Source organism: Janthinobacterium aestuarii (genome assembly GCF_051380835.1).
GTDB classification, from domain to species: domain Bacteria; phylum Pseudomonadota; class Gammaproteobacteria; order Burkholderiales; family Burkholderiaceae_D; genus Janthinobacterium; species Janthinobacterium aestuarii.
The window spans coordinates 156,274-178,477 of sequence record NZ_JBNYXU010000005.1; the positions used below are offsets into that span (position 1 = coordinate 156,274).

The window sequence follows — 22,204 nt, forward strand, 5'->3', positions numbered from 1 at the left end:
AAGCAACGCCGGACGGATCGTCCGGCGTTTTTCATTGTGCGTCCACTGTTACTTCAACGGAGAGTACCACCATGCAAATGACGATCACGCGCGCGGGGAGCAGTCTGTGCACCGTGCTGGTGTTGGCAGCCTGCGGCAGCAACCATGCGCCGGAAGAACTGAACCAGATACCCGGCTACCTGGGTACCATCACGCGGGCCGACTACGACGGCAAGACGAACGATCTGCTCACGGCTGGCCTTGGCAAGACGGGGCTGGCGGGAGCAACTCCCGCGTATGCGAACGTGGAACAGCCGACGCCGCTTGAACTGCGCCGCAATGCCATCTACGCCAATTACCGTGCCGTGCTCGACATTGCCGCCAACAGCGGCTACGGCTCCCTGTACGGACCGAACGTGGATGCGTCCGGCAACGCGGGCACGGGCGAGGGCCTGGTCGCGGGCAGTGAATACATCGCCTATGCCGACGATGGCACGGGCAAGAAGAACGTCACCTTGATGGTGCAGGTGCCGGCCAGCTTCGACCCTGACCATGCCTGCATCGTCACCGGCACGTCGAGCGGCTCGCGCGGCATCTACGGCGCCATCGGCAGCTCCGGTGAATGGGGCTTGAAAAAAGGCTGCGCCGTGGCGTATGCGGACAAGGGTTCCGGCACGGGCTTGTATGTGTTTGAAGACGACAGCGTCAACCTGCAGAACGGCCTGCGCGCGGGCAGGGTGGCCGCCGGCAAGAATGCGCTCTTCGCACCGGACCTGAGCGACGCCGAGCGGCTGGCCTGGGCTGGTAGCAATCCGAACCGCATCGCCTTCAAGCATGCGCACTCGCAGCAGAACCCCGAGAAGGACTGGGGCAAGGTGACCTTGCAGGCCGTCGAGATGGCGTATTACGTGTTGAACGAGCGCTATGGCGTGCTGGCCCGCGACGGCAGTTCGCGCATCGTGCGGCTGACGCCGAAGAACACCATCACGATCGCCTCGAGCATTTCGAACGGCGCCGGCTCGGCCTTGCTGGCGGCGGAGCAGGATAGCAAGGGCTTGATCAGCGGCGTGGCGGCCAGCGAGCCGCAAGTCCAGCCGGCGGCATCGAGCGCCTACACTGTGCGCCAGGGTGGGGCGGTGGTGGCCAATCCCGGCCGTGCGCTGTTCGACTACGCTACCTATGCGGCCCTGTATCAGCCGTGCATCGCCTCGGTGGTCGGCAATGCGGGGCGCTGCACGGCGCTCGTCGCCAAGGGGCTATTGAACGGCGCCGACCTGGCGGCTCAGCAGGCGGACGCCAGGCAGCGCTTGCGCACGTATGGCTGGTTGTCCGACTCCGATCCGCTGCAGGCAGCACATGCGGGCACGAACATCCTCGTGGCCGTCACGTATGCGTATGCCTACGGCAAATTCTCCGTGACCGATAAAGTGTGCGGTTTCACGTTTGCGCAGACGGATGGCAGCGGCAATCCGATCGCGTTCACGTCGGTGCAAAAGGCGGCCAGCTTTGCCGCGCAAAACGGCATCCTCGGCAATGTCGTGTACGAGAACAGCGTGGGCGGCGCCAAGGTGTACACGGCCGGCGTGTCGCCGTCGAGCAGCTTGGCGGACCAGTCGCTCGACGGCTTCCTGTGCCTGCGCAGCCTGGCGACGGGGCGCGACACCGTCAGCGGCGCCAACTTGCAAGGGACATTGGCCACGCAAAGCGTGCGCGTGCGGGCGGGCGTGGCCGAGGTCGCGGCCAGCGGCAAATTGAATGGCAAACCAGCCATCATCGTGCACGGGCGCAGCGATACCCTGATTCCCGTCAATCACGCGTCGCGCGCTTACGTGGGACTTAACGCCGCCATGGAAGGGGGTAATAGCCAGCTGCGCTATATCGAGGTGACCAACGCCAACCATTTCGATTCCTTCAGCAGCGCCTTGCCGACCCTGATCGTGCCGCTGCACGTGTACCTGAACCGGGCGCTGGACGCCATGTATGCGCACTTGAATGCCAAGCAAGCCTTGCCGCCATCGCAGGTGGTACGCACGGTGACGCGTGCCGATGCGTCGACCCTGATCACGAATGTCAACGTGCCAGCGATCGCCACGGCGCCGGCGCCCGGCAATGTCATCAGTGTGGCGGGCACTGTCGTCGATATTCCCAACTAGGCTGTAGCGTCTGTGGAACTTGCGGCCACGTTTCACGTGGCCGTTTTTATTCCCAGGCCGACTCGGCGATGTGGCCCAGTCCCTGGAAGACTGGCTTGGAAAACCAGTAGCCCTGCATCAGGGAAATGCCGCAGCCGGAAAGAAAATCGCGCTCGGCGCGCGTCTCGATGCCTTCGGCCAGCACCCGGATACCGAGTTCACGGCACAGGCTGGCGATAGCCCGCACGATGGCCTGGCGCGGCGTGTGCGTATCGATGCCGCGCACCAGGTCCATGTCGATCTTGATGATGTCGGGCTGGTATTCGGCCAGCAAGTTCAAGCCCGCATAGCCGGCGCCGAAATCATCGATGGCCGTCTGGAAACCGAAACGCCGGTACGCGCGGAAGATCTCGACCAGGTGGGGCCGGTCTTGCACGCGTTCGCCTTCCGTCACTTCAAAGATGATTTTGTCGGTAGGGAAGCGATGGAGCTTGGCCGCTTCCAGGGTGCTGCGGATGCACACTTCAGGACGGTAGACGGCGTTGGGCAGGAAGTTGATCGACAGAAATCCCTGCATACCCAGCCTTGCAGCGCCGGCCACCGCCTTGACGCGGCAGGCCTGGTCGAAGCGGTAGCGGTTGTCGTCGTTGACTTGCGCCAGCACGCTGGCCGCGCTTTCGCCGTTGGGGCCGCGCACCAGCGCCTCGTGCGCATAAATGCTGCGCGTGGTCAGGTCGACGATGGGCTGATACGCATACTCGAAGGCGAACGGCAGCGGCGCGCTGTCGTGGCAGCCCGCACAGGCACCGTATGGAAAGCTGGTGCTGTCGGGATGGATGGGAATGTCGGGAGGCGTCATGGCGGCAGTGTAGCAGGGTGGGGTGGCGGACTCCGTCTGCTGGCTCACAGTGCGGCCGCATAGATGGCGCGCGCGTCGGCGCGCGTGACGGGCCGGGGATTGTTGCCCAGCAAGCGCGTCTGCAGCATGGCTTCATCGGCCAGGCGGTCCAGGTCGCTGGCTGCGATGCCCACCTCGCGCAGGGTGCGCGCGATGCCCGTGGCCACGGCGATTTCCTGCATGGCCTCGATCAGGGCCACGGCCCGCGCTTCCTCGCTGCCCGCGATGCCGGGCTGCAGGATGGTGGCCAGTTGCGCATACAGGGGCGCTGCGTGGGATAGATTAAAACGCAGCACGTGCGGTAGCACCAGTGCATTCGACAAGCCGTGTGGCACGTGGAACAGTCCCCCGATGGGATAGGCGAGCGCATGCACGGCGGCCACGGGCGCGTTCGCAAACGCCTGGCCGGCCAGCATGGCGCCCAGCAGCATGGCTTGGCGCGCCGGCAAGTTGGCGCCATCGCGGCAGGCGGTGACCAGGTTATTGGAGAGTAGCGACAGCGCTTGTGTGGCCAGCATGTCGGACAAGGGATTTTTCAGCAGGTGGCTGGTGTACGCTTCGATCGCATGCACCATGGCATCGATGCCGGTGGCGGCCGTCACGGCGGGCGGCAAACCCAGGGTCAGGTTGGCGTCGAGGATGGCCAGGTCCGCATACAGTTGCGGCGCGACCACGCCCATCTTGCTGGTGGCGCCTGTGGTGACGATGGCGATGTGCGTCACTTCCGAGCCCGTGCCGGCCGTGGTCGGCAATTGCACGAGGGGCAGGCGCTGGCCGTGAACATTACCGATGCCATACAGTTGCGCCAGTTCTTGGTGGCCTGGCGCCAGCAAGGCGATCAGCTTGGCCACGTCCAGCGAGCTGCCGCCACCGAGGCCGATAATCAGTTCCACGTGAAACATCTGCGCCTGGGCCACGCCGGCCAGTACGACGGCTTCGGGCGGATCGGCTTGCACGTCGGAAAAGACGTGGACTTCGATGCCGGCCGCCTGCAAGCTGTGCCGGGAGGCGTCGGCCAGACCCGTGCGCAAGAAGCCCGCATCGGTGACGAGCAGGGCGCGGCGTACGGTGGGGAAGTGGTGGGCGATGTGCGTGCCCAGTTGGGCGGCGGCGCCCGGTTCAACGATCAGATGCGGCACGGTGCGAAACTGGAAGGCGGACATGCAGACTCCTGACAGTAAGGACAGAAGCCAAGCTTACTCCGCTTTCCAGCCCCGCGCCTGTTTCACGTGGAACCAGATCCGTCGCTTACTCCCAGTCCAGCGCGCCTTTCTTCCACTCATAGACTAGTCCGATGGTCAGCACGGCGAGAAAGCCCATGACGGCCCAGAAACCGACCAGGCCCAGTTCGTTGACATTGGCCGCCCACGGCATCAGAAAGATGACTTCGATATCGAACAGGATGAACAGAATGGCGACCAGATAGAAGCGGACGTCGAACTTCATGCGCGCGTCGCCGAATGCTTCGAAGCCGCATTCGTACGGCGACAGTTTTTGTGCATCCGGTTTGTGCGGACCGAGCGCGCGTCCCAGCAGCATGGGCACGATACCGACGAGGATGCCGATCAGAATGAACAGCAGAACGGGAAAATAGTTTTCGAGGAGCATGGGGATTCCTCTCAGTGGCTGGACGACAGTTTCATCAGCACGATGCCGCACACGATGAGGACGGCGGCGCACACGCGCAGGGTGTTGACTTGCTCGCCCAGAAAAACGATGCCGACGATAAAGGCGCCGACGGCGCCGATGCCCGTCCAGATCGTATAGGCCGTGCCCAAGGGCAGGGTGCGCATGGCCAGCGACAGCAAGCCGAAGCTGGCGATCATCATGACGATGGTAAGGACGGAGGGAGTGAGTTTGGTGAAACCCTCGGAGAGTTTCATTGAGTATGCCCACACGACTTCAAACATGCCGGCAATGAGTAATAGTATCCAGGCCATGGCGGCTCCTTATACAGAGCGGGCCGTCCCGGTGTGTTCCCATGATGGGGGAGGCCGTCCTCCTGGATGATCGTCACGATGGCCACAGACGTGGCCACGGATGCGGACGATGCGGCAATTGTAGCAAACATTGCCGGATGCCGCAGCCCCAACGCGGGGCCTGTCCTGGCACCGCTGCGTGTTCCACGTGAAACAAAAATCGCCGCTGACTTGCCCTTGCTGAGTAAAAATTAAGCAAAAATTGGCCCGTGGAAGGTTGCGCTTGCAAAAAGACTCTATAATCGGAGCTCTCTTCCCGCATTTTTACTTGCACTGTTACCTATTTATCATGTTATTTCCTACAGAATTCGACGTCATCGTTGTCGGCGGTGGTCACGCCGGTACCGAGGCGGCCCTCGCTTCCGCCCGTATGGGGCAGAAGACGCTATTGCTCACGCATAATATTGAGACACTGGGCCAGATGTCGTGCAACCCCTCCATCGGCGGCATCGGCAAGGGCCATCTGGTCAAGGAAGTCGATGCCATGGGCGGCGCGATGGCGATTGCCACCGACGAATCCGGCATCCAGTTTCGCATCCTGAATTCCTCGAAAGGCCCGGCAGTCCGCGCCACGCGCGCCCAGGCCGACCGTATTTTGTACAAGGCCGCCATCCGCACGCGCCTGGAAAACCAGCCTAACCTGTGGCTGTTCCAGCAAGCGGTCGATGACCTGATCGTCGAAGGCGACCGGGTCGTCGGCGCCGTGACGCAGATCGGCCTGAAGTTTCTTGCGCGCGCCGTCGTGCTGACGGCCGGTACTTTCCTCGACGGCAAGATCCACGTGGGCCTGAATAATTATTCGGCTGGCCGCGCTGGCGACCCGCCAGCCATCTCGTTGTCGGCCCGCTTGAAAGAGCTGAAACTGCCGCAGGGCCGTTTGAAAACGGGCACGCCGCCGCGCATCGATGGCCGTACGATCGACTTTTCCGTCATGCAGGAACAGGCGGGCGACCTCGATCCCGTGCCCGTGTTCTCCGTGATGGGCAACACGGCCATGCACCCGCGCCAGGTACCGTGCTGGGTCACGCACACGAATAGCCAGACGCACGACATCATCCGTGCCGGCCTTGACCGCAGCCCCATGTACACGGGCGTGATCGAGGGCGTGGGCCCCCGTTATTGCCCGTCGATCGAAGACAAGATCCACCGTTTCTCGGGCAAGGAATCGCACCAGATCTTCCTCGAACCGGAAGGCTTGACGACGCATGAGTTCTATCCGAACGGCATTTCCACGAGCCTGCCGTTCGACGTGCAGATCGCCCTGGTGCAGTCGATGAAGGGCATGGAAAACGCCCACATCCTGCGCCCTGGCTACGCCATCGAGTACGATTATTTCGATCCGCGCGGCTTGAAAGCATCGCTGGAAACGAAGGCCGTCGCCGGCCTGTTCTTCGCCGGCCAGATCAATGGCACCACCGGCTACGAGGAAGCGGCCGCGCAAGGCATGCTGGCGGGCCTGAATGCGGCCTTGCTGACGCAGGACAAGGAAGCCTGGGTACCGGGCCGCTCCGAGGCCTATCTGGGCGTGCTGGTCGACGATCTGATCACCCAGGGCGTGCAGGAACCGTACCGCATGTTCACCAGCCGCGCCGAGTACCGTTTGAGCCTGCGCGAAGACAATGCCGACATGCGCCTGACGGAAATCGGCCGCGCTCTGGGCTGCGTGGGCGACGCCCAATGGCAAGCGTTCGAGACCAAGCGTGAAGCGGTGGCGCTGGAACTGCAGCGCTTGCGTTCCACGTGGGTCAATCCGCGCATCCTGGCGGCCGCCGAATCGGAACGCATCGTGGGCCAGGCCATCGAACGCGAGTACTCGCTGGCGGACCTGCTGTGCCGCCCGAACGTCGCCTACGACACTTTGATGAGCATGACGGGCATGGAAGGCCAGGCCCTGGCCGGCCCCGGCGTGGAGGATGCGGCCGTGCGCGAACAGGTGGAAATCCAGCTCAAATACGCGGGCTATATCGAGCGCCAGAGCAAGGAAATCGAGCGCCATGAACACTATGAAAACCTGGCCTTGCCAGAAGGTTTCAATTACCTCGATATCGGCGCACTGTCGGTCGAAGTGCGGCAAAAACTCGACAAGCAGCGCCCGGAAACCCTGGGCCAGGCATCGCGCATTTCGGGCGTGACGCCGGCGGCCATTTCGCTGCTGCTGGTGCACCTGAAAAAGCGCGGCTTTGGTGCAGGTCAGGCCGAAATACAGACCACCACTTTAAAGGACGAGGTTGTTGAATGAAGCAGTTTGACCGGGCCGCATTGGCCCCCATTTTGAACGAAGGTATCGCCGCGCTGGGGCTGGACCTGAGCGCGGATCAGACGGAAAAACTGCTCGATTACCTGGCCTTGCTGGCCAAATGGAATAGCGTGTACAACTTGACGTCGGTGCGCGATCCCCTGCAAATGCTGACCCTGCACGTGCTCGATTCGCTGGCCGCCGTACCGGCGTTCGCGGATGCCAAGAATGTGCTCGACGTGGGCGCGGGCGGCGGCTTGCCGGGCATGGTCCTGGCCATCGCGCGGCCCGATATCAAGGTGTCGATGATCGACACTGTGCATAAAAAGACGGCATTCTTGACGCAAGTGAAGGCCGAACTGGGACTGAGCAACGTCACCGTGTACACGAAACGGGTGGAACAGCTGGAAGTGCAGCAGAAATTCGACGTGATCACCTCGCGCGCCTTTGCCGACCTGTCCGACTTCGTCAACTGGTCGAACCACGTGCTGGCCGAGGGCGGGCAATTCATCGCCTTAAAAGGGGTGGCACCGCCAGACGAGCGCGAGCGACTGCCGGCGGACTGGAACGTAACGGAATTACGAGCAATCCAGGTGCCAGGGCTAAATGCAGAGCGTCATCTGGTCTTTATAGCAAGAATTTGAAAGTCGAAAATAAATAATATAAACAGTTTATACGGTATAAATAATATAAACCGTATAAACGATTTATATCGTATAAATAAAATAAACAGTATAAATCGTTTCGGCAGGATGCCGGGGCGCATGATGAAGTTTGCATCTCTTTACAATTAGAAGATACATGGCCAAAATTTTTTGTGTAGCAAATCAAAAGGGTGGTGTTGGTAAAACCACAACAAGCGTCAACCTCTCCGCCGGTCTGGCCAAGTTGAACCAGCGCGTGCTGCTGGTCGACCTCGACCCGCAGGGCAATGCGACCATGGGCGCCGGCATCAACAAGGCCGGTCTGAAGGCGTCGACCTATGAAGTCATGCTGGGCGAATCCGATGTCAAGACGGCACGCCAGCGTTCGGAAGCGGGGCGCTTCGACGTCCTGCCGTCGAACCGCGAACTGGCCGGCGCGGAAGTGGAGATGGTCGAGCTCGACAACCGCGAACGCCGCCTGAAGGATGCACTGGCCGAAGTGGACGGCGAATACGATTTCATATTAGTGGATTGCCCACCGGCCTTATCGATGCTGACTCTGAACGGCCTGTGCGCCGCGCATGGCGTGATCATCCCGATGCAGTGCGAGTACTACGCGCTGGAAGGCTTGTCCGACCTGGTCAACACCATCAAGAAGGTGCATGCGAACTTGAACCCGGATCTGAAGATTATCGGCTTGCTGCGCGTGATGTTCGATCCACGCATGACATTATCACAACAAGTATCGGCCCAGTTGGAACAGCACTTCGGCGACAAGGTGTTCAATACCATCATCCCGCGCAACGTGCGCCTGGCCGAAGCGCCGTCGTACGGTTTGCCCGGCGTGACCTTCGACCCCAGCTCGAAAGGTGCCCAGGCGTATATCGCCTTCGGCGCCGAGATGGTCGAACGCATCAAACATATGTAAACAAGGGGCGAGCGTCTGCACAATATGGTGTGAGCGCTTACTCTGAAAACACGATTAGGACAGCATGGCTACGAAAAAATTAAAAGGACTAGGTCGCGGACTCGACGCCCTGTTGGGCGGCGGTGGTGGCGACTTCGCCAGTCCGGACACGAATCAACCGTCGAACTTGCCCGTGTCGCAAATGCAAGCGGGCAAATACCAGCCGCGCACGCGCATGGACGAGGGGGCCTTGAATGAACTGGCCGCCTCGATCAAGGCGCAAGGGCTGATGCAGCCGATCCTGGTGCGCCCGATCGGGCAAGACACCTTGAGCGGACTTGTCAAATATGAAATCATCGCCGGCGAACGCCGTTTCCGCGCCTCGCAACTGGCCGGCCTGACGGAAGTGCCGGTGCTGGTGCGCGATGTGGACGACCTGGCCGCCGCGGCCATGGCGCTGATCGAGAATATCCAGCGCGAAGACCTCAATCCCCTGGAAGAAGCGCAGGGCATTCACCGCCTGATCGCCGACTTCAGTTTTACGCATGAGCAAGCGGCCACTGCGCTGGGACGCTCGCGCAGCGCCGTGTCGAACCTGTTGCGTTTGATGAACCTGGCCGCTCCCGTGCAAACCATGCTGATGGCCGGCGATATCGACATGGGCCATGCGCGCGCGCTGCTGGCCGTCGATGCGGCCAGCCAGATCACCCTGGCGAACCAGGTCGTGGCCAAGCGCCTGTCCGTGCGCGAAACGGAAAAGCTCGTTACCCGCACGGTCGAGGAAGCGGCCCACCCGGTCGAGCCGCGGCAAAAGGAAAAGTCCGGCGACATCGCGCGCCTGGAAGAAGAGCTGTCCGATGCGCTGGCCACGCCCGTGGTGTTCAAGATGGGGAACAAGGGCCGTGGCCAATTGGTGATTGATTTTGCCGATCTTGACGTACTCGATGGTTTGTTGACCCGCTTGCGTGGTTAAATAGCAAGCCGCAAAGACAGGGCCCATGCGGGTGTGGATAATCGGGCCATGCTTTCCGGATGCAGCACGTGATTCCTTGATAACACGGCTGGGAGCGGCCAGACAAGCGGCTTTGCCATATAGTGGTGCAAATGGCGGCGAATAGTCGGTAAAGCGTCAGTTTCACGCAGCAATTGCCCTGCTGCGGTGCAGCAACGTTTGACTCTATAGATCAAAGCCAACTATAATCCCGTGTCTTTGCGTGTGTAGATTTTTCTGGGAACTTGGCAATTGAGTGATTCACAACAAAGTATTGCCAAGCCAGTCTACAAAGTAGTTGCCTTGCAGCTAGCAATCGCTATCAGTTTTGCCACGGTCACCCTGTTTTTCGGTGGCAGTGTCAGAGGCTGGTCCGCCGCATACGGCGGCGCTATCGCAGTCATCGGTAGCCTGGTGTATGCCCTGTTGGTGGTTCGCGGTTCTAGCGACGCCAATAAGGCATTCCGGGCGCATTTGCGCGCAGAAGTGGTGAAAATATTTATCACAGCGGTGCTGTTTATATTGGCACTGGTGTTGTTTCAGTCGGCCGCCTGGTTATGGCTGATCTTGGGTTTCGCGGTGGCAACCTTAGCATACTGGTTTTCATTGCTCGCTGTTTAATCATTGGTTTTGGGGCCTGTTGAGCTCTGAAACGACAAATCTAAATTCATTATGACCACAGAACACGCTATTGAAGCGGGCCATGCTGCCCCGGCCAACGCCACAGAATACATCAGTCACCATCTGGCCCACCTGAGAAGTGCCGACGGCATGATCAATCTGGATACGTTCTGGATTTCGGCCATTCTGGGCTTTGTTTTCCTGGGTGTTTTCTATATGGCGTCGCGCCGCGCGACGGCTGGTGTCCCTGGCAAGTTGCAAAACTTCGTCGAAATGGTCATGGAAATCGTCAATGACACTATTAATGGGGCCTTCCACGCGAAAAGCAAGGTCATCGCGCCGCTGGCCATCACTATTTTTGTGTGGGTCTGGTTGCTGAACGCGATGGACTTCCTGCCGGTTGACCTGTTGCCGAAGATTCTGAGCTGGTTTGGCGTGCATAAACTGCGCGCCGTGCCGACCGCCGACGTCAACCACACCTTCGCCATGTCGCTGTCGGTCGTGCTGTGCGTGATCGCCTTCTCGATCAAGGCCAAGGGCCTGGGCGGCTGGATCAAGGAACTGTTCACGGCACCGTTCCACGCGAGCGGCCTGATCGGCACGATCGCCTTGGCACCTGTCAATTTCTTGCTGCAAATGGTTGAGCTGGTTGCAAAACTGATCTCCCTGTCGCTGCGACTGTTCGGCAATATGTATGCCGGCGAACTGATTTTCATCTTGATCGCGTTGTTGCCTTGGTGGGCACAGTGGGCGTTGGGTGGTCCATGGGCAATTTTCCATATCTTGATTGTAACTTTGCAAGCTTTTGTGTTTATGGCGTTGACGGTTGTGTATCTGAGCCTTGCGGTTGAGAAACATTAATCATTAACTTTATATTTTGTTTTTTTAGTATCTTTCGTTTTTAAATTTAGGAGAATTTTATGCAAGCTCTGATCGCACAAGTACAAAGCATGACCGTTCTGGCAGCAGCAATCATCATCGGCCTGGCCGCAATCGGCACCGCTCTGGGCTTCGCTATCTTGGGTGGCAAATTCCTGGAAGCTTCGGCACGTCAACCAGAACTGATGCCACAACTGCAAACCAAACTGTTCGTTATCGCTGGTCTGCTGGATGCTATTTCGATGATCGGCGTTGGTGTTGCTCTGCTGTACACGTTCGCTAACCCGTTCCTGTCCGCTCTGACGGCTGTTGCTCAGTAATTCGCTCCAACCCTAGGAGAAACTTTTAGTTAGGAGCAAAGGTATGGACATCAATATGTCGCTCATCGGCCAGATGATCACCTTCGCGGTGTTGGTCTGGTTCTCGATGAAGTTCGTATTTCCAGCGCTGAACAATGCGCTGGATGAGCGTGCCAAACGAATCGCGGATGGATTGGCTGCGGCCGATCAAGGTCAAGCTTCGATGGCAGTCGCTGAAAAGCGTGCGCAAGAGGCATTGAACAGTGCACGTGAAGAAGCGTCGCAACGCGTTGCGGACGCTGAAAAGCGCGCGCAGCTGGTTGCTGAAGAGATCAAGCAAAATGCACAAGCTGAAGCTGCGCGTATCATTGCGCAAGCCCAGTCGGACGCCGAACAGCAACTGTCGAAAGCACGCGAACAATTGCGCGCTCAGGTGGCTGACCTGGCTGTCAAGGGTGCCGAGCAGATCTTGAAGCGTGAAGTTAACGCTACGGCTCACGCCGAAATGTTGCAGCGTCTTGCTGTCGAGCTGTAATCATGGCAGAACTCGCAACCGTCGCCCGTCCCTACGCGGAAGCTTTGTTCCGCGTAGCCCAAGCTGGTAAGGAGTCAAGCAACCTCGCGGCGTGGTCCGAGCTGGTGTCCGAACTGGCACAGATCGGTAGCCACCCCGAGGTACAGGCGTACGCGCGCAATCCGAAAGTTTCGGAAAGCGACGTCGCCGCCACCATCCTGTCGTTGTTGAAATCGCCGCTCAATGAGGAAGTGAAAAACTTCGTCACGATGTTGATCGAAAATGGCCGCATCAGCCTGCTGCCGGAAATCGGCGCGCAATTCCATGCCTTGAAAAATGGCCTGGAAGGTGCGGCTGACGCCGAGATCACGAGCGCTTTCGATCTGAGCGAAGGCCAAACGGCCGAGCTGGTCGCAACGCTGGAAAAGAAATTCAGTCGTAAGCTCAACCCTGCCGTCACAGTGGATCCATCGCTGCTCGGCGGCGTGCGCGTGGTCGTTGGCGACCAGGTGCTCGATACCTCGGTGCGCGCCAAGTTGCAGCAACTGCACGCTGCACTGGTGTCGTAAGACACGCGCTTCGGCAGGCCAGCTTAGACAGACCCTTACCCCTCGCGCAAGCTGAGAGAAACACTTTTAGGAGTTAGTATGCAACTCAACCCATCTGAAATCAGCGAGTTGATCAAGAGCCGGATCCAAGGTCTTGACGGCGGCGCTGAAGTGCGTAATCAAGGCACGGTTATTTCCGTCGCCGACGGTATCTGCCGCATCCACGGTTTGTCGGACGTGATGCAAGGCGAGATGCTGGAATTCCCAGGCAACACGTTTGGCCTGGCAATGAATCTGGAACGCGACTCCGTCGGTTCCGTGATTCTGGGTGCCTACGAGCACATCTCCGAAGGCGACACGGTGAAATGCACCGGCCGCATTCTGGAAGTGCCAGTCGGTCCTGAGCTGCTCGGCCGCGTTGTCAACGCGCTGGGCCAGCCGATCGACGGCAAAGGCGCCATCGAAACCAAACTGACGGCCGCGATTGAAAAAATCGCCCCGGGCGTGATCGCCCGTGAATCCGTTTCGCAACCGATGCAAACCGGCCTGAAGTCGATCGATGCGATGGTTCCAGTTGGCCGCGGCCAACGCGAACTGATCATCGGCGACCGTCAAACCGGCAAGTCGGCTGTGGCGATTGATGCGATCATCAATCAAAAAGGCCAGGGCATGAAATGTATCTACGTCGCGATTGGCCAAAAAGCCTCGTCGATCAAGAACATCGTGCGCTCGCTGGAACAGCACGGCGCGATGGAATACACCATCGTCGTCGCCGCTTCCGCTTCGGAATCGGCCGCCATGCAATACATCTCGCCGTACTCCGGTTGCGCCATGGGCGAATACTTCCGTGACCGCGGTGAAGATGCACTGATCGTCTACGATGATCTGTCCAAACAAGCTGTTGCATACCGTCAAATCTCGCTGCTGCTGCGCCGTCCACCAGGTCGCGAAGCGTACCCAGGCGACGTGTTCTACCTGCACAGCCGCCTGCTGGAACGCGCAGCACGCGTGAACGCCGACTACGTCGAGAAGTTCACCGACGGCGCCGTCAAAGGCAAGACCGGTTCCCTGACGGCACTGCCGATCATTGAAACGCAAGCTGGCGACGTGTCCGCATTCGTTCCAACCAACGTGATTTCGATTACCGACGGTCAGATCTTCCTGGAAACCTCGCTGTTCAACGCCGGTATCCGTCCTGCAATTAACGCCGGTATTTCCGTATCGCGCGTCGGTGGCGCCGCCCAGACCAAGGTCATCAAAAACCTGTCCGGCGGTATCCGTACCGACTTGGCGCAGTACCGTGAACTGGCCGCGTTTGCGCAGTTCGCTTCGGACCTCGATGAATCGACCCGCAAGCAGCTGGACCGTGGTGCCCGCGTAACGGAATTGCTCAAGCAAGCCCAATACTCGCCACTGTCGATCTCGCTGATGGCCGTATCGCTGTTCTCGGTGAACAAAGGCTTCATGGACGACGTGCCAGTCAAGCAAGTGCTGTCGTTCGAAGCTGGTGTCCACGCTTACATGAAGACCAAGCAAGCTGCTCTGCTGGCCAAGATCGAAGAAACCAAGCAACTCGACAAAGACAGCGAAGCAACTCTGTCGGCGGCCATTGCTGATTTCAAGAAATCCGGCGCATATTAAGCGGCCAGGCGGCGCCCACCTCGAGTGAGGCGCCGCCCTACGCGCAGAAGGAGTAAGGACTCATGGCATCAAGCAAAGAGATACGAGGCAAGATCAAGAGCGTAGAGAATACGAAGAAGATCACCAAGGCGATGGAAATGGTCGCCGCGTCCAAAATGCGCAAGGCGCAAGACCGGATGCGGGCCGCCCGTCCCTACAGTGACAAGATTCGGAATATCGCCGCCAATCTGGCGAATGCCAATCCGGAATACACGCACCCGTTCCTGGCAGCTGCCCAGGGCACGCAAGCGAAGGCAGTGGGTTTCATCGTTGTGACGACCGACAAGGGTCTGTGCGGCGGCATGAATACCAACATCCTGCGCCAGGTGACGTCGAAGTCGCGCGAGCTGGAAGCAGCTGGCAACCGGGTTGAAGCAGTTGCCATCGGTAACAAGGGTTTGGGTTTTTTGAATCGCATCGGCGTCAAGATCGTCGCCTCTGCCATTCAGACTGGTGATACGCCCCACCTGGAAAAATTGATCGGACCTGTCAAGGTCATGCTCGAAGAGTTCCAGGCTGGCAAGCTCGACGCAGTGTACCTGTGCTACACCAAATTCATCAATACGATGAAGCAGGAACCAGTGGTCGAACAGTTGCTGCCATTGACGGCCGACAAGATGGTCGCCGACAAGAGCGCTCACTCGTGGGATTACATCTACGAGCCGGATGCACAAAGCATCATCGACGAATTGCTGGAGCGCTATGTAGAAGCGCTGGTGTACCAGGCTGTCGCGGAGAATCTGGCGTCCGAGCAATCGGCACGGATGGTCGCGATGAAAGCTGCAAGCGACAACGCGGGTAGTGTGATCGGCGAATTGAAGCTGATCTACAACAAGACCCGCCAAGCTGCGATTACCAAAGAACTCTCCGAAATCGTCGCCGGTGCGGCTGCGGTTTAAACGAATTTAACTATATTGAAGGAACGAACATGGCTGATGGCAAAATCGTTCAGTGTATCGGCGCTGTGGTGGACGTTGAGTTTCCCCGCAACGCGATGCCTAAGGTATTTGATGCCTTGAAGATGGCAGGCTCGGAACTGACCCTGGAAGTACAACAGCAGTTGGGCGACGGCATTGTCCGTACCATTGCACTCGGCTCGTCCGATGGCCTGCGTCGCGGCATGATGATCCAGAACACCGGCAAACCTATCATGGTGCCAGTCGGTAAAGCAACCCTGGGTCGCATCATGGACGTGCTGGGCAATCCGATCGACGAATGCGGCCCCGTGTCGCACGAGCAGATCGCGTCGATCCACCGCACCGCTCCCGCATACGACGAACTGTCGCCATCGCAAGAACTGCTGGAAACCGGCATCAAGGTGATCGACCTGGTTTGCCCGTTTGCAAAAGGCGGTAAAGTTGGTCTGTTCGGCGGCGCTGGCGTAGGCAAGACCGTGAACATGATGGAACTGATTAACAACATCGCCAAAGCGCACAGCGGCGTGTCCGTGTTCGCCGGTGTTGGTGAGCGTACTCGTGAAGGTAACGACTTCTACCACGAGATGGCTGACGCGAAAGTGGTCGATCTGGAAAACCCGGAGAACTCCAAAGTCGCGATGGTCTACGGTCAGATGAATGAACCGCCAGGTAACCGTCTGCGCGTTGCGCTGACCGGCCTGACGATCGCTGAATCGTTCCGTGATGAAGGCAAAGACGTTCTGTTCTTCGTCGACAACATCTACCGCTTTACGCTGGCTGGTACCGAAGTATCGGCACTGCTGGGCCGTATGCCGTCGGCTGTGGGTTACCAACCGACCCTGGCTGAAGAAATGGGCCGTCTGCAAGAGCGTATTACGTCGACCAAGACCGGTTCGATCACCTCGATCCAGGCCGTCTACGTTCCAGCCGATGATTACACCGATCCGTCGCCTGCTACCACGTTTGCTCACTTGGATTCGACCGTTGCGCTGTCGCGTGACATCGCTTCCCTGGGTATCTACCCCGCCGTGGACCCACTGGATTCGACCTCGCGTCAGCTGGATCCGTTGATCGTTGGTCAAGAGCACTATGACACCGCGCGTGCCGTGCAAACGACCCTGCAACGCTACAAGGAATTGCGCGACATTATCGCGATTCTGGGTATGGACGAGCTGGCACCGGAAGACAAACTGCTGGTCGCCCGCGCACGTAAGATGCAGCGTTTCCTGTCGCAGCCTTTCCACGTCGCTGAAGTCTTTACCGGCGCGCCTGGTAAATACGTTTCGCTCAAAGACACGATCAAGGGCTTCAAAATGATCGCTTCGGGCGAACTCGATCACCTGCCGGAACAAGCGTTCTACATGGTCGGCACGATCGAAGAAGCAATCGAAAAAGCCAAGAAACTTAACTAAGTTAAGTCTGGGCCTAACCCCGCCCGTTACACGGCGGGGTTCTTCAACCCGATAGGACACACATGGCACACACAATTCACGTTGACGTGGTTTCCGCTGAAGAACTGATTTTTTCAGGCGAAGCAGAATTCGTCGCGTTGCCGGGTGAACAGGGCGAGCTGGGTATCTACCCACGCCACACGCCTTTGATTACCCGCATCCGTCCGGGCGCGGTCCGCATCAAGGTAGTCGGCCAGGCTGAAGAAGAGTTCGTCTTCGTTGCCGGCGGCCTGCTGGAAGTGCAACCGGATACCGTGACCGTCCTGGCCGATACCGCGATTCGCGGTCACGACCTCGACGAAGCGAAAGCGCTGGAAGCGAAGAAGTTGGCGGAAGAAAATATCCACAACAAGGATTCGGGCATCGACTACGCGCAAGCGCAAGCCGAGCTGGCCAGCGCAATTGCGCAACTGGCAGCGATCCAGAAGCTGCGCAAGATGTAATCAATTTGCGCCGCGCAAGAAAGGCAGCCTTCGGGCTGCCTTTTTTTTCAGCAAACGAATTTCAGTAAAAATTAGCGGCGCTTGTCCTTGCCCCTTTCCAGTCCCGCCTTCAATACCGTCTTCCACTTGGCGCGCGCTGCAATGCGCTCAAGCGGCGTCTCGTCGATGCGGTGCGCGTCCCGCAGCAGCTTGTGATAATTGCGCAGGCGGTCCCCATCGACGGCGCCACGCACGGCGCAACCGGGTTCGCTGGCATGCCGGCAATCGCGGAACTGGCACGTCGCCGCCAGCGCCGCGATGTCGTCAAACGTGGCCGCCAAGGTTTGCGCATCGGCATCGGCGCGCCAGCTGCGCAGCCCCGGCGTGTCGATGATGCAGGCGCCGCTGGCGCACAGGTGCAGCGAGCGGGCCGTCGTCGTGTGGCGGCCGCGCCCGTCGCCATGGCGCACGCCGTTGGTTGCCTGCTCCACCGCGCACAAGGTATTGGTCAGGCTGGACTTGCCGGCGCCCGATGAACCGAGCAGCACCAGGGTCTGGCCGGCGCTCAACCACGGTTCCAGGATGGCCACGTCATACGCATGGCGCGTATCGATGGCACACAGCGGCACGTGGGGCGGCAGACGGTGCTTGAGCTGCGCCAGCTTGCCCGGCACGTCGTCGGCCACGTCGGCCTTGCTCAGCACGACCACGGGCGCCACTTGCGCCGCCAGCACGATGGCCAGATAGCGCTCCAGGCGGCGCGGATTGAAATCCTCGTCCAGTCCCATCACCAGCAGGGCCGTATCGACATTGCTGGCAAGCAGTTGGCGCCGGCCGTCATTGCCGCGCCGCGCAATCTGCGTGACCGGGAATAAGTGCGCCGTTATCCACAGCGTGCCGTGACCATCGGCTTCGGCGGCGACCCAGTCGCCCACCGTGAGGATGGTGTCCAGCGCCTGCAGTTCGTGCAGCAGGCGTGGCAGGATCTGCGCCGGCTGTTCCAGGATGCCGTCGTGCACGCCGATGCTGTCGCGGTGCACGGCGCAAACGCGCATCAGCTGCGCGGCGGGGGAAGAGATGTCGAGCTGGGTGGCTGCGCTGGCGATGGCCTGCTGCAGCCCGATAAGGCGTAGTTGTGCAAAATCGAATGCGATCATGGTAGCGTGATTCCAAATTCTGTCGTCCGCATGCGGACGTGTAGCCTGCGCGTGCAGGCACCGCCAGTCGCGATGACTGGCACGAAAGAAGGGGAACGTCGGCTACGCGATCAGCGTATGGGGAAGTGCGGGCTAAAAATCTTAGCGGGGAAAAACGGTGATCAGGCAGCCGACAGCACGGCAGTATCCGAATGGCGCATGTTGTCTACTCCTGTTGTGTGATGGAAAACACCAGTGTGCCAGCGGCCTGCGCCGCCGTCAACAGAGGGTGTGGCTCAGCTGCACATGCCGTAAGCCTGGCGCTCGGGGAAATAGCGGTACGTAAACGTGCGCACCGGGTAGCGCTTGCCGCCGACGAGCATGTCGGGCATCGACAGATCGAAGCGCTGCGGCAGCTTGCGCGGCAGTTGCAACCGCAGGCGCCACTGGGTTTCCTTGCTGTTGCCGACGGCGGAAAACATGATGGGCAGCTGCTCGATGACGTCGACGATCTCCGCCTTCTGGTTCATGCCGCGCTGGTAAATGGTGAGTATCTTGGCCTGCGCGAAGGGCGGCTGTTTCGGTTCTTCCAGCAGGAAGGACAGGCGCGTAAAACTGGCTTGCGTACCGACGGGCAAGGTAAAAATCAGCGCCAGTTCCGTGCCGCCTTCCTTCAGGGTGACGGGCGGCGTGGCGTAGATGCTGATACCGCGCGGCAGCTCGAAGCGCGAGCCCTCCGTCCACGTCTTGCACTCGGGCGTGGTGGCCTGGTACAGGCTGGGCGCCGTGTAGTCATCGCAGGCGGAAACCAGCAGCAGCAGGGGCAGGGCAAGGAGGGCGGAACGGCGCATGGGAGTCACGGTTGGGGGAATGAGCCGACAGTGTAAGCGATCCCCACGCGATCCACCAGCGGCGCTAGGAATGCCCGGGCGGCGCGCGGCGTACGGATTGCAGCTGGCAATGCGCCGCCTGCAGCGCCTCCTTGATGATATCGAGCGCCAGCTGCGGCCGGGCCGCGCCGCACATGAAGATATCGACGGCGGCAAAGCCGCATTCCGGCCAGGTATGGATGGAGATGTGCGATTCGGCCAGCAGCAGCACGCCCGTGACGCCCTGGCCCGGGCCAAAGCTGTGGAAATGGCCGTGCAGCACTTGCGCGCCGGCCGCGATGGCGGCGTTGCGGAGCAGGCGCTCGAGCGCGGCGCAGTCGCGCAGGCGTTCCGGCGTGACGCCCGACAGGTCGGCCAGCAGATGGGTGCCCAGGGGCAGATGGGGTGTGGACGCCATGCTTATTTGTGGCTCCCGCCGCTGGATCCGCCGCCATAGCTGCCGCCCCCGCTGCCCGTGCGCGAACTCCAGCTGCTGCCGCTGCCGCTGCCGGCCACCTTGAACATGCGCACCCAGTTGGCGGCCGTGACACTGAAGGTCACCATCAGGGCATAGATCACATATTTACTCATGGGGGATTCTTTGCATTCTTGTCGAGAAAAGCGGCGGGCAGGAACAGCGCCAGGCAGCCCAGCAAACTCCACATCAAGGTACTGGAGAACGAGACGAACATCGGGATCGCGTTCAATACCAGCACGATGACGATGAAGACCTTGGCGATGCCGCGGTGGCTCAGCTGGATATTCTGCACCTGGTCGCCGCCATGGAAGGCGGCGCCGAACCAGGCGGCCATCTGGTCGTGGGCGACGGGCACGGAGCGCGACCAGGTCATTTCCTCGCCGGTGATCTCGGCCGCCAGTTTGGTCTGTCCCTGTTCGAATTCATGCACATGCGTGCTGTCGCCGACGGCCACCTTCCAGTTGAAGGCGCCCGCCGCATATACAACCTGCGAGCCGTAGTCATACAGTTTGCGGTATGTGGCGCCATCGAGCGTGCAGGTATCGGCGTCCAGCGACGCCCAGTTGGGCCAGTTCGGCAGCACGTTCGAGCGCGACCAGCCATCGTCCGTCTCCACCAGCCAGAAGAAGCCGGCGCGCGCGTTGTATAGCAGGTATTCGTTCCACTCGCTGCCTTCGTCGTCGGCGCGGCGCATCATGCCGATCACCGTGAAGTCCACATTGCTGATCTTCGCGCCGGCACCCAGTTCCAGGGAGATGTCGGCGTTGTCGTGCACCTGCTTGCCGATGGCCAGCACCTGCGCTTCCGGGCCGCTGGCGTCGAGCTGCGCGTGGCAGGCGGGGCACACGAGCTGCGCCGCTGCACCGGGCACATAGTGGATGCCGCTGCCGCAGGACGGGCAGTCGAGCGCATCGAGCTTGCCGCGGTACTTGCCGGCGCTTTTGGCGATGGCGTCATCGTCGCGCAGCAACTGGCACTTCAAACTGTCCAGGGTGACGGCAACGCCCTGGTAGACGACCGGTTGCGGGCCATCCGTGTAGTCGAGCGTGACAAAGCTGGCGTAGTTGCGGAAGTCCGCTACCTGGATGCGCCAGCCGGCGCCCACCTTGAACGGTAATTCGCCCTGGCCGGCGATGCATTCGGCGTTGCGGATCTCGGCCGCCGTGTACGGCTCGCCGCAGATCGTGTAGCGCTTGCCCGGCGCCAGCTCGCCAAAGACGGGCAGGGTGTCTTGCGTGCTGCGCACGCGCGTCAGGGTGTACAGGCCGGACGAGTCGCCCAGCCACGCCGTGCTGGCGTCATCGAACAGCAGATACCACTCGTTCCACGTGCCGGCGCTGTAGCGCTGCTGGATGCGCCCGACGACCGTGAAGTGCATGCCATCGTGCACGCCGGCCGTGCCGATCTGGATCGGCGTATAGTCTTCCAGGACGGCCGACATCTTGCCCACGTCCCTGACGGAATCGGCGTCCTTGAGGATGGTGCTGTGGCAGTACTCGCACACGGCGAGCACGGAAGCGTGCGAGCGGAAGCGGACTTCCGCGCCGCAGCTGGGACAGGAAACAGTTTGCATGCAGTCGCGCTTAGCCGATCAGTTTTTTCAGCAGTTCAGCCTTGGCGCCATCGTAGTCGGCCGGCGAAATGAGACCCTTGTCGAGCAGACCCTTGAGTTTTTCCAGGCGCGCCTCGATCGGTTCCTCCGCAGGGGCTGGCGGCGCCGCCGGCGCCGGCGCCGGCTGCTGCAGCGCACCGCCCATGCTTTGCGCCATCACCTGGCCGATCGACAGCCCGGCGCCCAGTCCCGCACCGATGCCGGCCATGCCGCCTTCGTTTTGCGCCGCCAGCGGGATCGCATTGGCCACCTGGAATTTCGTGTAGCCGCTCATCTTGTCGGCGCCCAGGCCGCCCTTCATGCCGGCCGAGATGCGTTCGTCGAGCGCCGCCTGCAATTCCTCGGGCAGGCTGATGCTGGCCACGTTGAATTCATCGAGGCCCACGCCATAGCGGGCAAACGCCTGTACCAGGCCATCCTTGACTTCCTGCGCCATCAGCGCCTGGTTGGCCGCCATGTCGAGGAAGGGGACGTTCGCGCCGCCCAGCGAGCTGGCCATGCTCGACATCAGAATGCCGCGCAATTGATCTTCCACCTCGTCGCGCGTGTAGACTTCGCGCGTGCCGCTGATCTCGGTGAAGAAGGTGCGGGCGTCGGCGATGCGGTACGAGTACATGCCGAAGGCGCGCACGCGGATCATGTCGAAATCCTTGTCGCGGATGGTGATCGGCTGCGGCGTGCCCCACTTGCGGCCAGTCTGCACGCGCGTGCTGAAGTAATACACGTCCGACTTGAATGGCGAGTCGAACAACTTGTCCCAGTTTTTCAGGTTGGTCAGCAACGGCAAGGTCTGTGTCGTCAGCTTGTGCGTGCCGGGACCGAAGACGTCGGCGATCTTGCCTTCATTGACGAAGACGGCGACCTGCGATTCGCGCACATTCAGGATGGCGCCGTTCTGGATCTCGAAATCCTGCATGGGGAAGCGCCAGGCCAGCACGCCTTCCGTCTCTTCGTTCCACTGCAGTACGTCGATAAACTGCTTCTTGATAAAGCTGCCGAGGCTCATGATGAA

24 protein-coding genes are annotated in these 22,204 nt (G+C 60.4%); 14 read left to right on the forward strand and 10 right to left on the reverse strand.

Features of this window, described 5'->3' with window-relative positions; genetic code table 11:
* Window positions 1-77: 77 nt before the first annotated feature.
* On the forward strand, window positions 78-2,132 hold the full coding sequence (locus ACQ4WO_RS15145; protein WP_436482365.1) for a 3-hydroxybutyrate oligomer hydrolase family protein: 2,055 nt from the start codon (window positions 78-80) through the stop codon (window positions 2,130-2,132).
* A 46-nt stretch (window positions 2,133-2,178) separates the two neighbouring features.
* On the opposite strand, the gene ACQ4WO_RS15150 is transcribed toward ACQ4WO_RS15145, so the two are convergent.
* The 4 genes from ACQ4WO_RS15150 to ACQ4WO_RS15165 all read right to left on the reverse strand — a co-directional run bounded on the left by ACQ4WO_RS15150 (window position 2,179) and on the right by ACQ4WO_RS15165 (window position 4,949).
* Window positions 2,179-2,970 carry an EAL domain-containing protein gene (locus ACQ4WO_RS15150; RefSeq protein ID WP_436482167.1) on the reverse strand — a complete coding sequence of 264 codons (792 nt, stop codon included), beginning with the start codon at window positions 2,968-2,970 and terminating at the stop codon, window positions 2,179-2,181.
* Between the two features lie 44 nt (window positions 2,971-3,014).
* Window positions 3,015-4,172, reverse strand: a complete 1,158-nt coding sequence (locus tag ACQ4WO_RS15155) for an iron-containing alcohol dehydrogenase (RefSeq protein ID WP_436482168.1) — start codon at window positions 4,170-4,172, stop codon at window positions 3,015-3,017.
* 85 nt (window positions 4,173-4,257) lie between these two features.
* Window positions 4,258-4,617, reverse strand: coding sequence for an NADH-quinone oxidoreductase subunit A (locus ACQ4WO_RS15160; RefSeq protein WP_139092060.1), 360 nt, complete (start codon window positions 4,615-4,617; stop codon window positions 4,258-4,260).
* Window positions 4,618-4,628: 11 nt separating this feature from the next.
* Window positions 4,629-4,949, reverse strand: coding sequence for a DMT family transporter (locus ACQ4WO_RS15165; RefSeq protein WP_319992000.1), 321 nt, complete (start codon window positions 4,947-4,949; stop codon window positions 4,629-4,631).
* Between the two features lie 328 nt (window positions 4,950-5,277).
* On the opposite strand from ACQ4WO_RS15165, the gene mnmG reads away from it, so the two are divergent.
* From mnmG to ACQ4WO_RS15230, 13 genes are all read left to right on the forward strand, one after another.
* Entirely contained in the window at window positions 5,278-7,227 is a 1,950-nt protein-coding gene (gene mnmG / locus ACQ4WO_RS15170) for a tRNA uridine-5-carboxymethylaminomethyl(34) synthesis enzyme MnmG (protein ID WP_436482170.1), read from the forward strand.
* Entirely contained in the window at window positions 7,224-7,868 is a 645-nt protein-coding gene (gene rsmG, locus ACQ4WO_RS15175) for a 16S rRNA (guanine(527)-N(7))-methyltransferase RsmG (RefSeq protein WP_436482172.1), read from the forward strand. Before mnmG ends, rsmG begins: the two co-directional genes overlap by 4 nt.
* A 157-nt stretch (window positions 7,869-8,025) precedes the next feature.
* Entirely contained in the window at window positions 8,026-8,796 is a 771-nt protein-coding gene (locus ACQ4WO_RS15180; protein WP_034752687.1) for a ParA family protein, read from the forward strand.
* A gap of 64 nt (window positions 8,797-8,860) precedes the next feature.
* On the forward strand, window positions 8,861-9,748 hold the full coding sequence (locus ACQ4WO_RS15185) for a ParB/RepB/Spo0J family partition protein (RefSeq protein ID WP_436482173.1): 888 nt from the start codon (window positions 8,861-8,863) through the stop codon (window positions 9,746-9,748).
* Window positions 9,749-10,018: 270 nt separating this feature from the next.
* On the forward strand, window positions 10,019-10,387 hold the full coding sequence (locus ACQ4WO_RS15190; protein WP_034752692.1) for an ATP synthase subunit I: 369 nt from the start codon (window positions 10,019-10,021) through the stop codon (window positions 10,385-10,387).
* Window positions 10,388-10,438: 51 nt separating this feature from the next.
* Window positions 10,439-11,248 (forward strand): F0F1 ATP synthase subunit A, encoded by an 810-nt coding sequence (atpB, locus tag ACQ4WO_RS15195; RefSeq protein WP_436482175.1) that lies wholly within the window; start codon window positions 10,439-10,441, stop codon window positions 11,246-11,248.
* A 59-nt stretch (window positions 11,249-11,307) separates the two neighbouring features.
* Entirely contained in the window at window positions 11,308-11,586 is a 279-nt protein-coding gene (atpE, locus tag ACQ4WO_RS15200; RefSeq protein WP_034752695.1) for a F0F1 ATP synthase subunit C, read from the forward strand.
* Between the two features lie 43 nt (window positions 11,587-11,629).
* The gene (locus tag ACQ4WO_RS15205) at window positions 11,630-12,100 is read left to right on the forward strand and encodes a F0F1 ATP synthase subunit B (protein WP_034752697.1); all 471 of its coding nucleotides are present in this window, start codon (window positions 11,630-11,632) and stop codon (window positions 12,098-12,100) included.
* 2 nt (window positions 12,101-12,102) lie between these two features.
* A complete protein-coding gene (locus ACQ4WO_RS15210) occupies window positions 12,103-12,648 on the forward strand; it encodes a F0F1 ATP synthase subunit delta (protein ID WP_034752699.1) in 546 nt (181 codons plus the stop codon).
* Window positions 12,649-12,726: 78 nt separating this feature from the next.
* A complete protein-coding gene (gene atpA / locus ACQ4WO_RS15215; RefSeq protein ID WP_034752701.1) occupies window positions 12,727-14,268 on the forward strand; it encodes a F0F1 ATP synthase subunit alpha in 1,542 nt (513 codons plus the stop codon).
* A 62-nt stretch (window positions 14,269-14,330) separates the two neighbouring features.
* The gene (gene atpG / locus ACQ4WO_RS15220; RefSeq protein WP_102293016.1) at window positions 14,331-15,206 is read left to right on the forward strand and encodes a F0F1 ATP synthase subunit gamma; all 876 of its coding nucleotides are present in this window, start codon (window positions 14,331-14,333) and stop codon (window positions 15,204-15,206) included.
* 29 nt (window positions 15,207-15,235) lie between these two features.
* On the forward strand, window positions 15,236-16,636 hold the full coding sequence (gene atpD / locus ACQ4WO_RS15225; protein WP_034752705.1) for a F0F1 ATP synthase subunit beta: 1,401 nt from the start codon (window positions 15,236-15,238) through the stop codon (window positions 16,634-16,636).
* A gap of 62 nt (window positions 16,637-16,698) precedes the next feature.
* Window positions 16,699-17,118 carry a F0F1 ATP synthase subunit epsilon gene (locus tag ACQ4WO_RS15230; RefSeq protein WP_034752707.1) on the forward strand — a complete coding sequence of 140 codons (420 nt, stop codon included), beginning with the start codon at window positions 16,699-16,701 and terminating at the stop codon, window positions 17,116-17,118.
* Between the two features lie 71 nt (window positions 17,119-17,189).
* On the opposite strand, the gene rsgA is transcribed toward ACQ4WO_RS15230, so the two are convergent.
* The 6 genes from rsgA to ACQ4WO_RS15260 all read right to left on the reverse strand — a co-directional run bounded on the left by rsgA (window position 17,190) and on the right by ACQ4WO_RS15260 (window position 22,198).
* Complete coding sequence (gene rsgA, locus ACQ4WO_RS15235; protein WP_436482177.1) at window positions 17,190-18,254, reverse strand: ribosome small subunit-dependent GTPase A; 1,065 nt, start codon at window positions 18,252-18,254, stop codon at window positions 17,190-17,192.
* 275 nt (window positions 18,255-18,529) lie between these two features.
* A complete protein-coding gene (locus tag ACQ4WO_RS15240; RefSeq protein WP_436482178.1) occupies window positions 18,530-19,084 on the reverse strand; it encodes a hypothetical protein in 555 nt (184 codons plus the stop codon).
* Window positions 19,085-19,148: 64 nt separating this feature from the next.
* Window positions 19,149-19,520 (reverse strand): adenosylmethionine decarboxylase, encoded by a 372-nt coding sequence (gene speD, locus ACQ4WO_RS15245; protein ID WP_436482179.1) that lies wholly within the window; start codon window positions 19,518-19,520, stop codon window positions 19,149-19,151.
* Window positions 19,521-19,522: 2 nt separating this feature from the next.
* Window positions 19,523-19,693, reverse strand: a complete 171-nt coding sequence (locus tag ACQ4WO_RS15250) for a hypothetical protein (RefSeq protein WP_219134107.1) — start codon at window positions 19,691-19,693, stop codon at window positions 19,523-19,525.
* A complete protein-coding gene (locus ACQ4WO_RS15255) occupies window positions 19,690-21,153 on the reverse strand; it encodes a DUF4178 domain-containing protein (RefSeq protein ID WP_436482180.1) in 1,464 nt (487 codons plus the stop codon). The genes ACQ4WO_RS15250 and ACQ4WO_RS15255 overlap by 4 nt, the downstream gene beginning before the upstream one ends.
* Before the next feature lie 10 nt (window positions 21,154-21,163).
* Window positions 21,164-22,198: an SPFH domain-containing protein gene (locus ACQ4WO_RS15260; protein ID WP_436482181.1), complete on the reverse strand. Its 1,035-nt coding sequence runs from the start codon at window positions 22,196-22,198 to the stop codon at window positions 21,164-21,166.
* Between the last annotated feature and the right edge of the window lie 6 nt (window positions 22,199-22,204).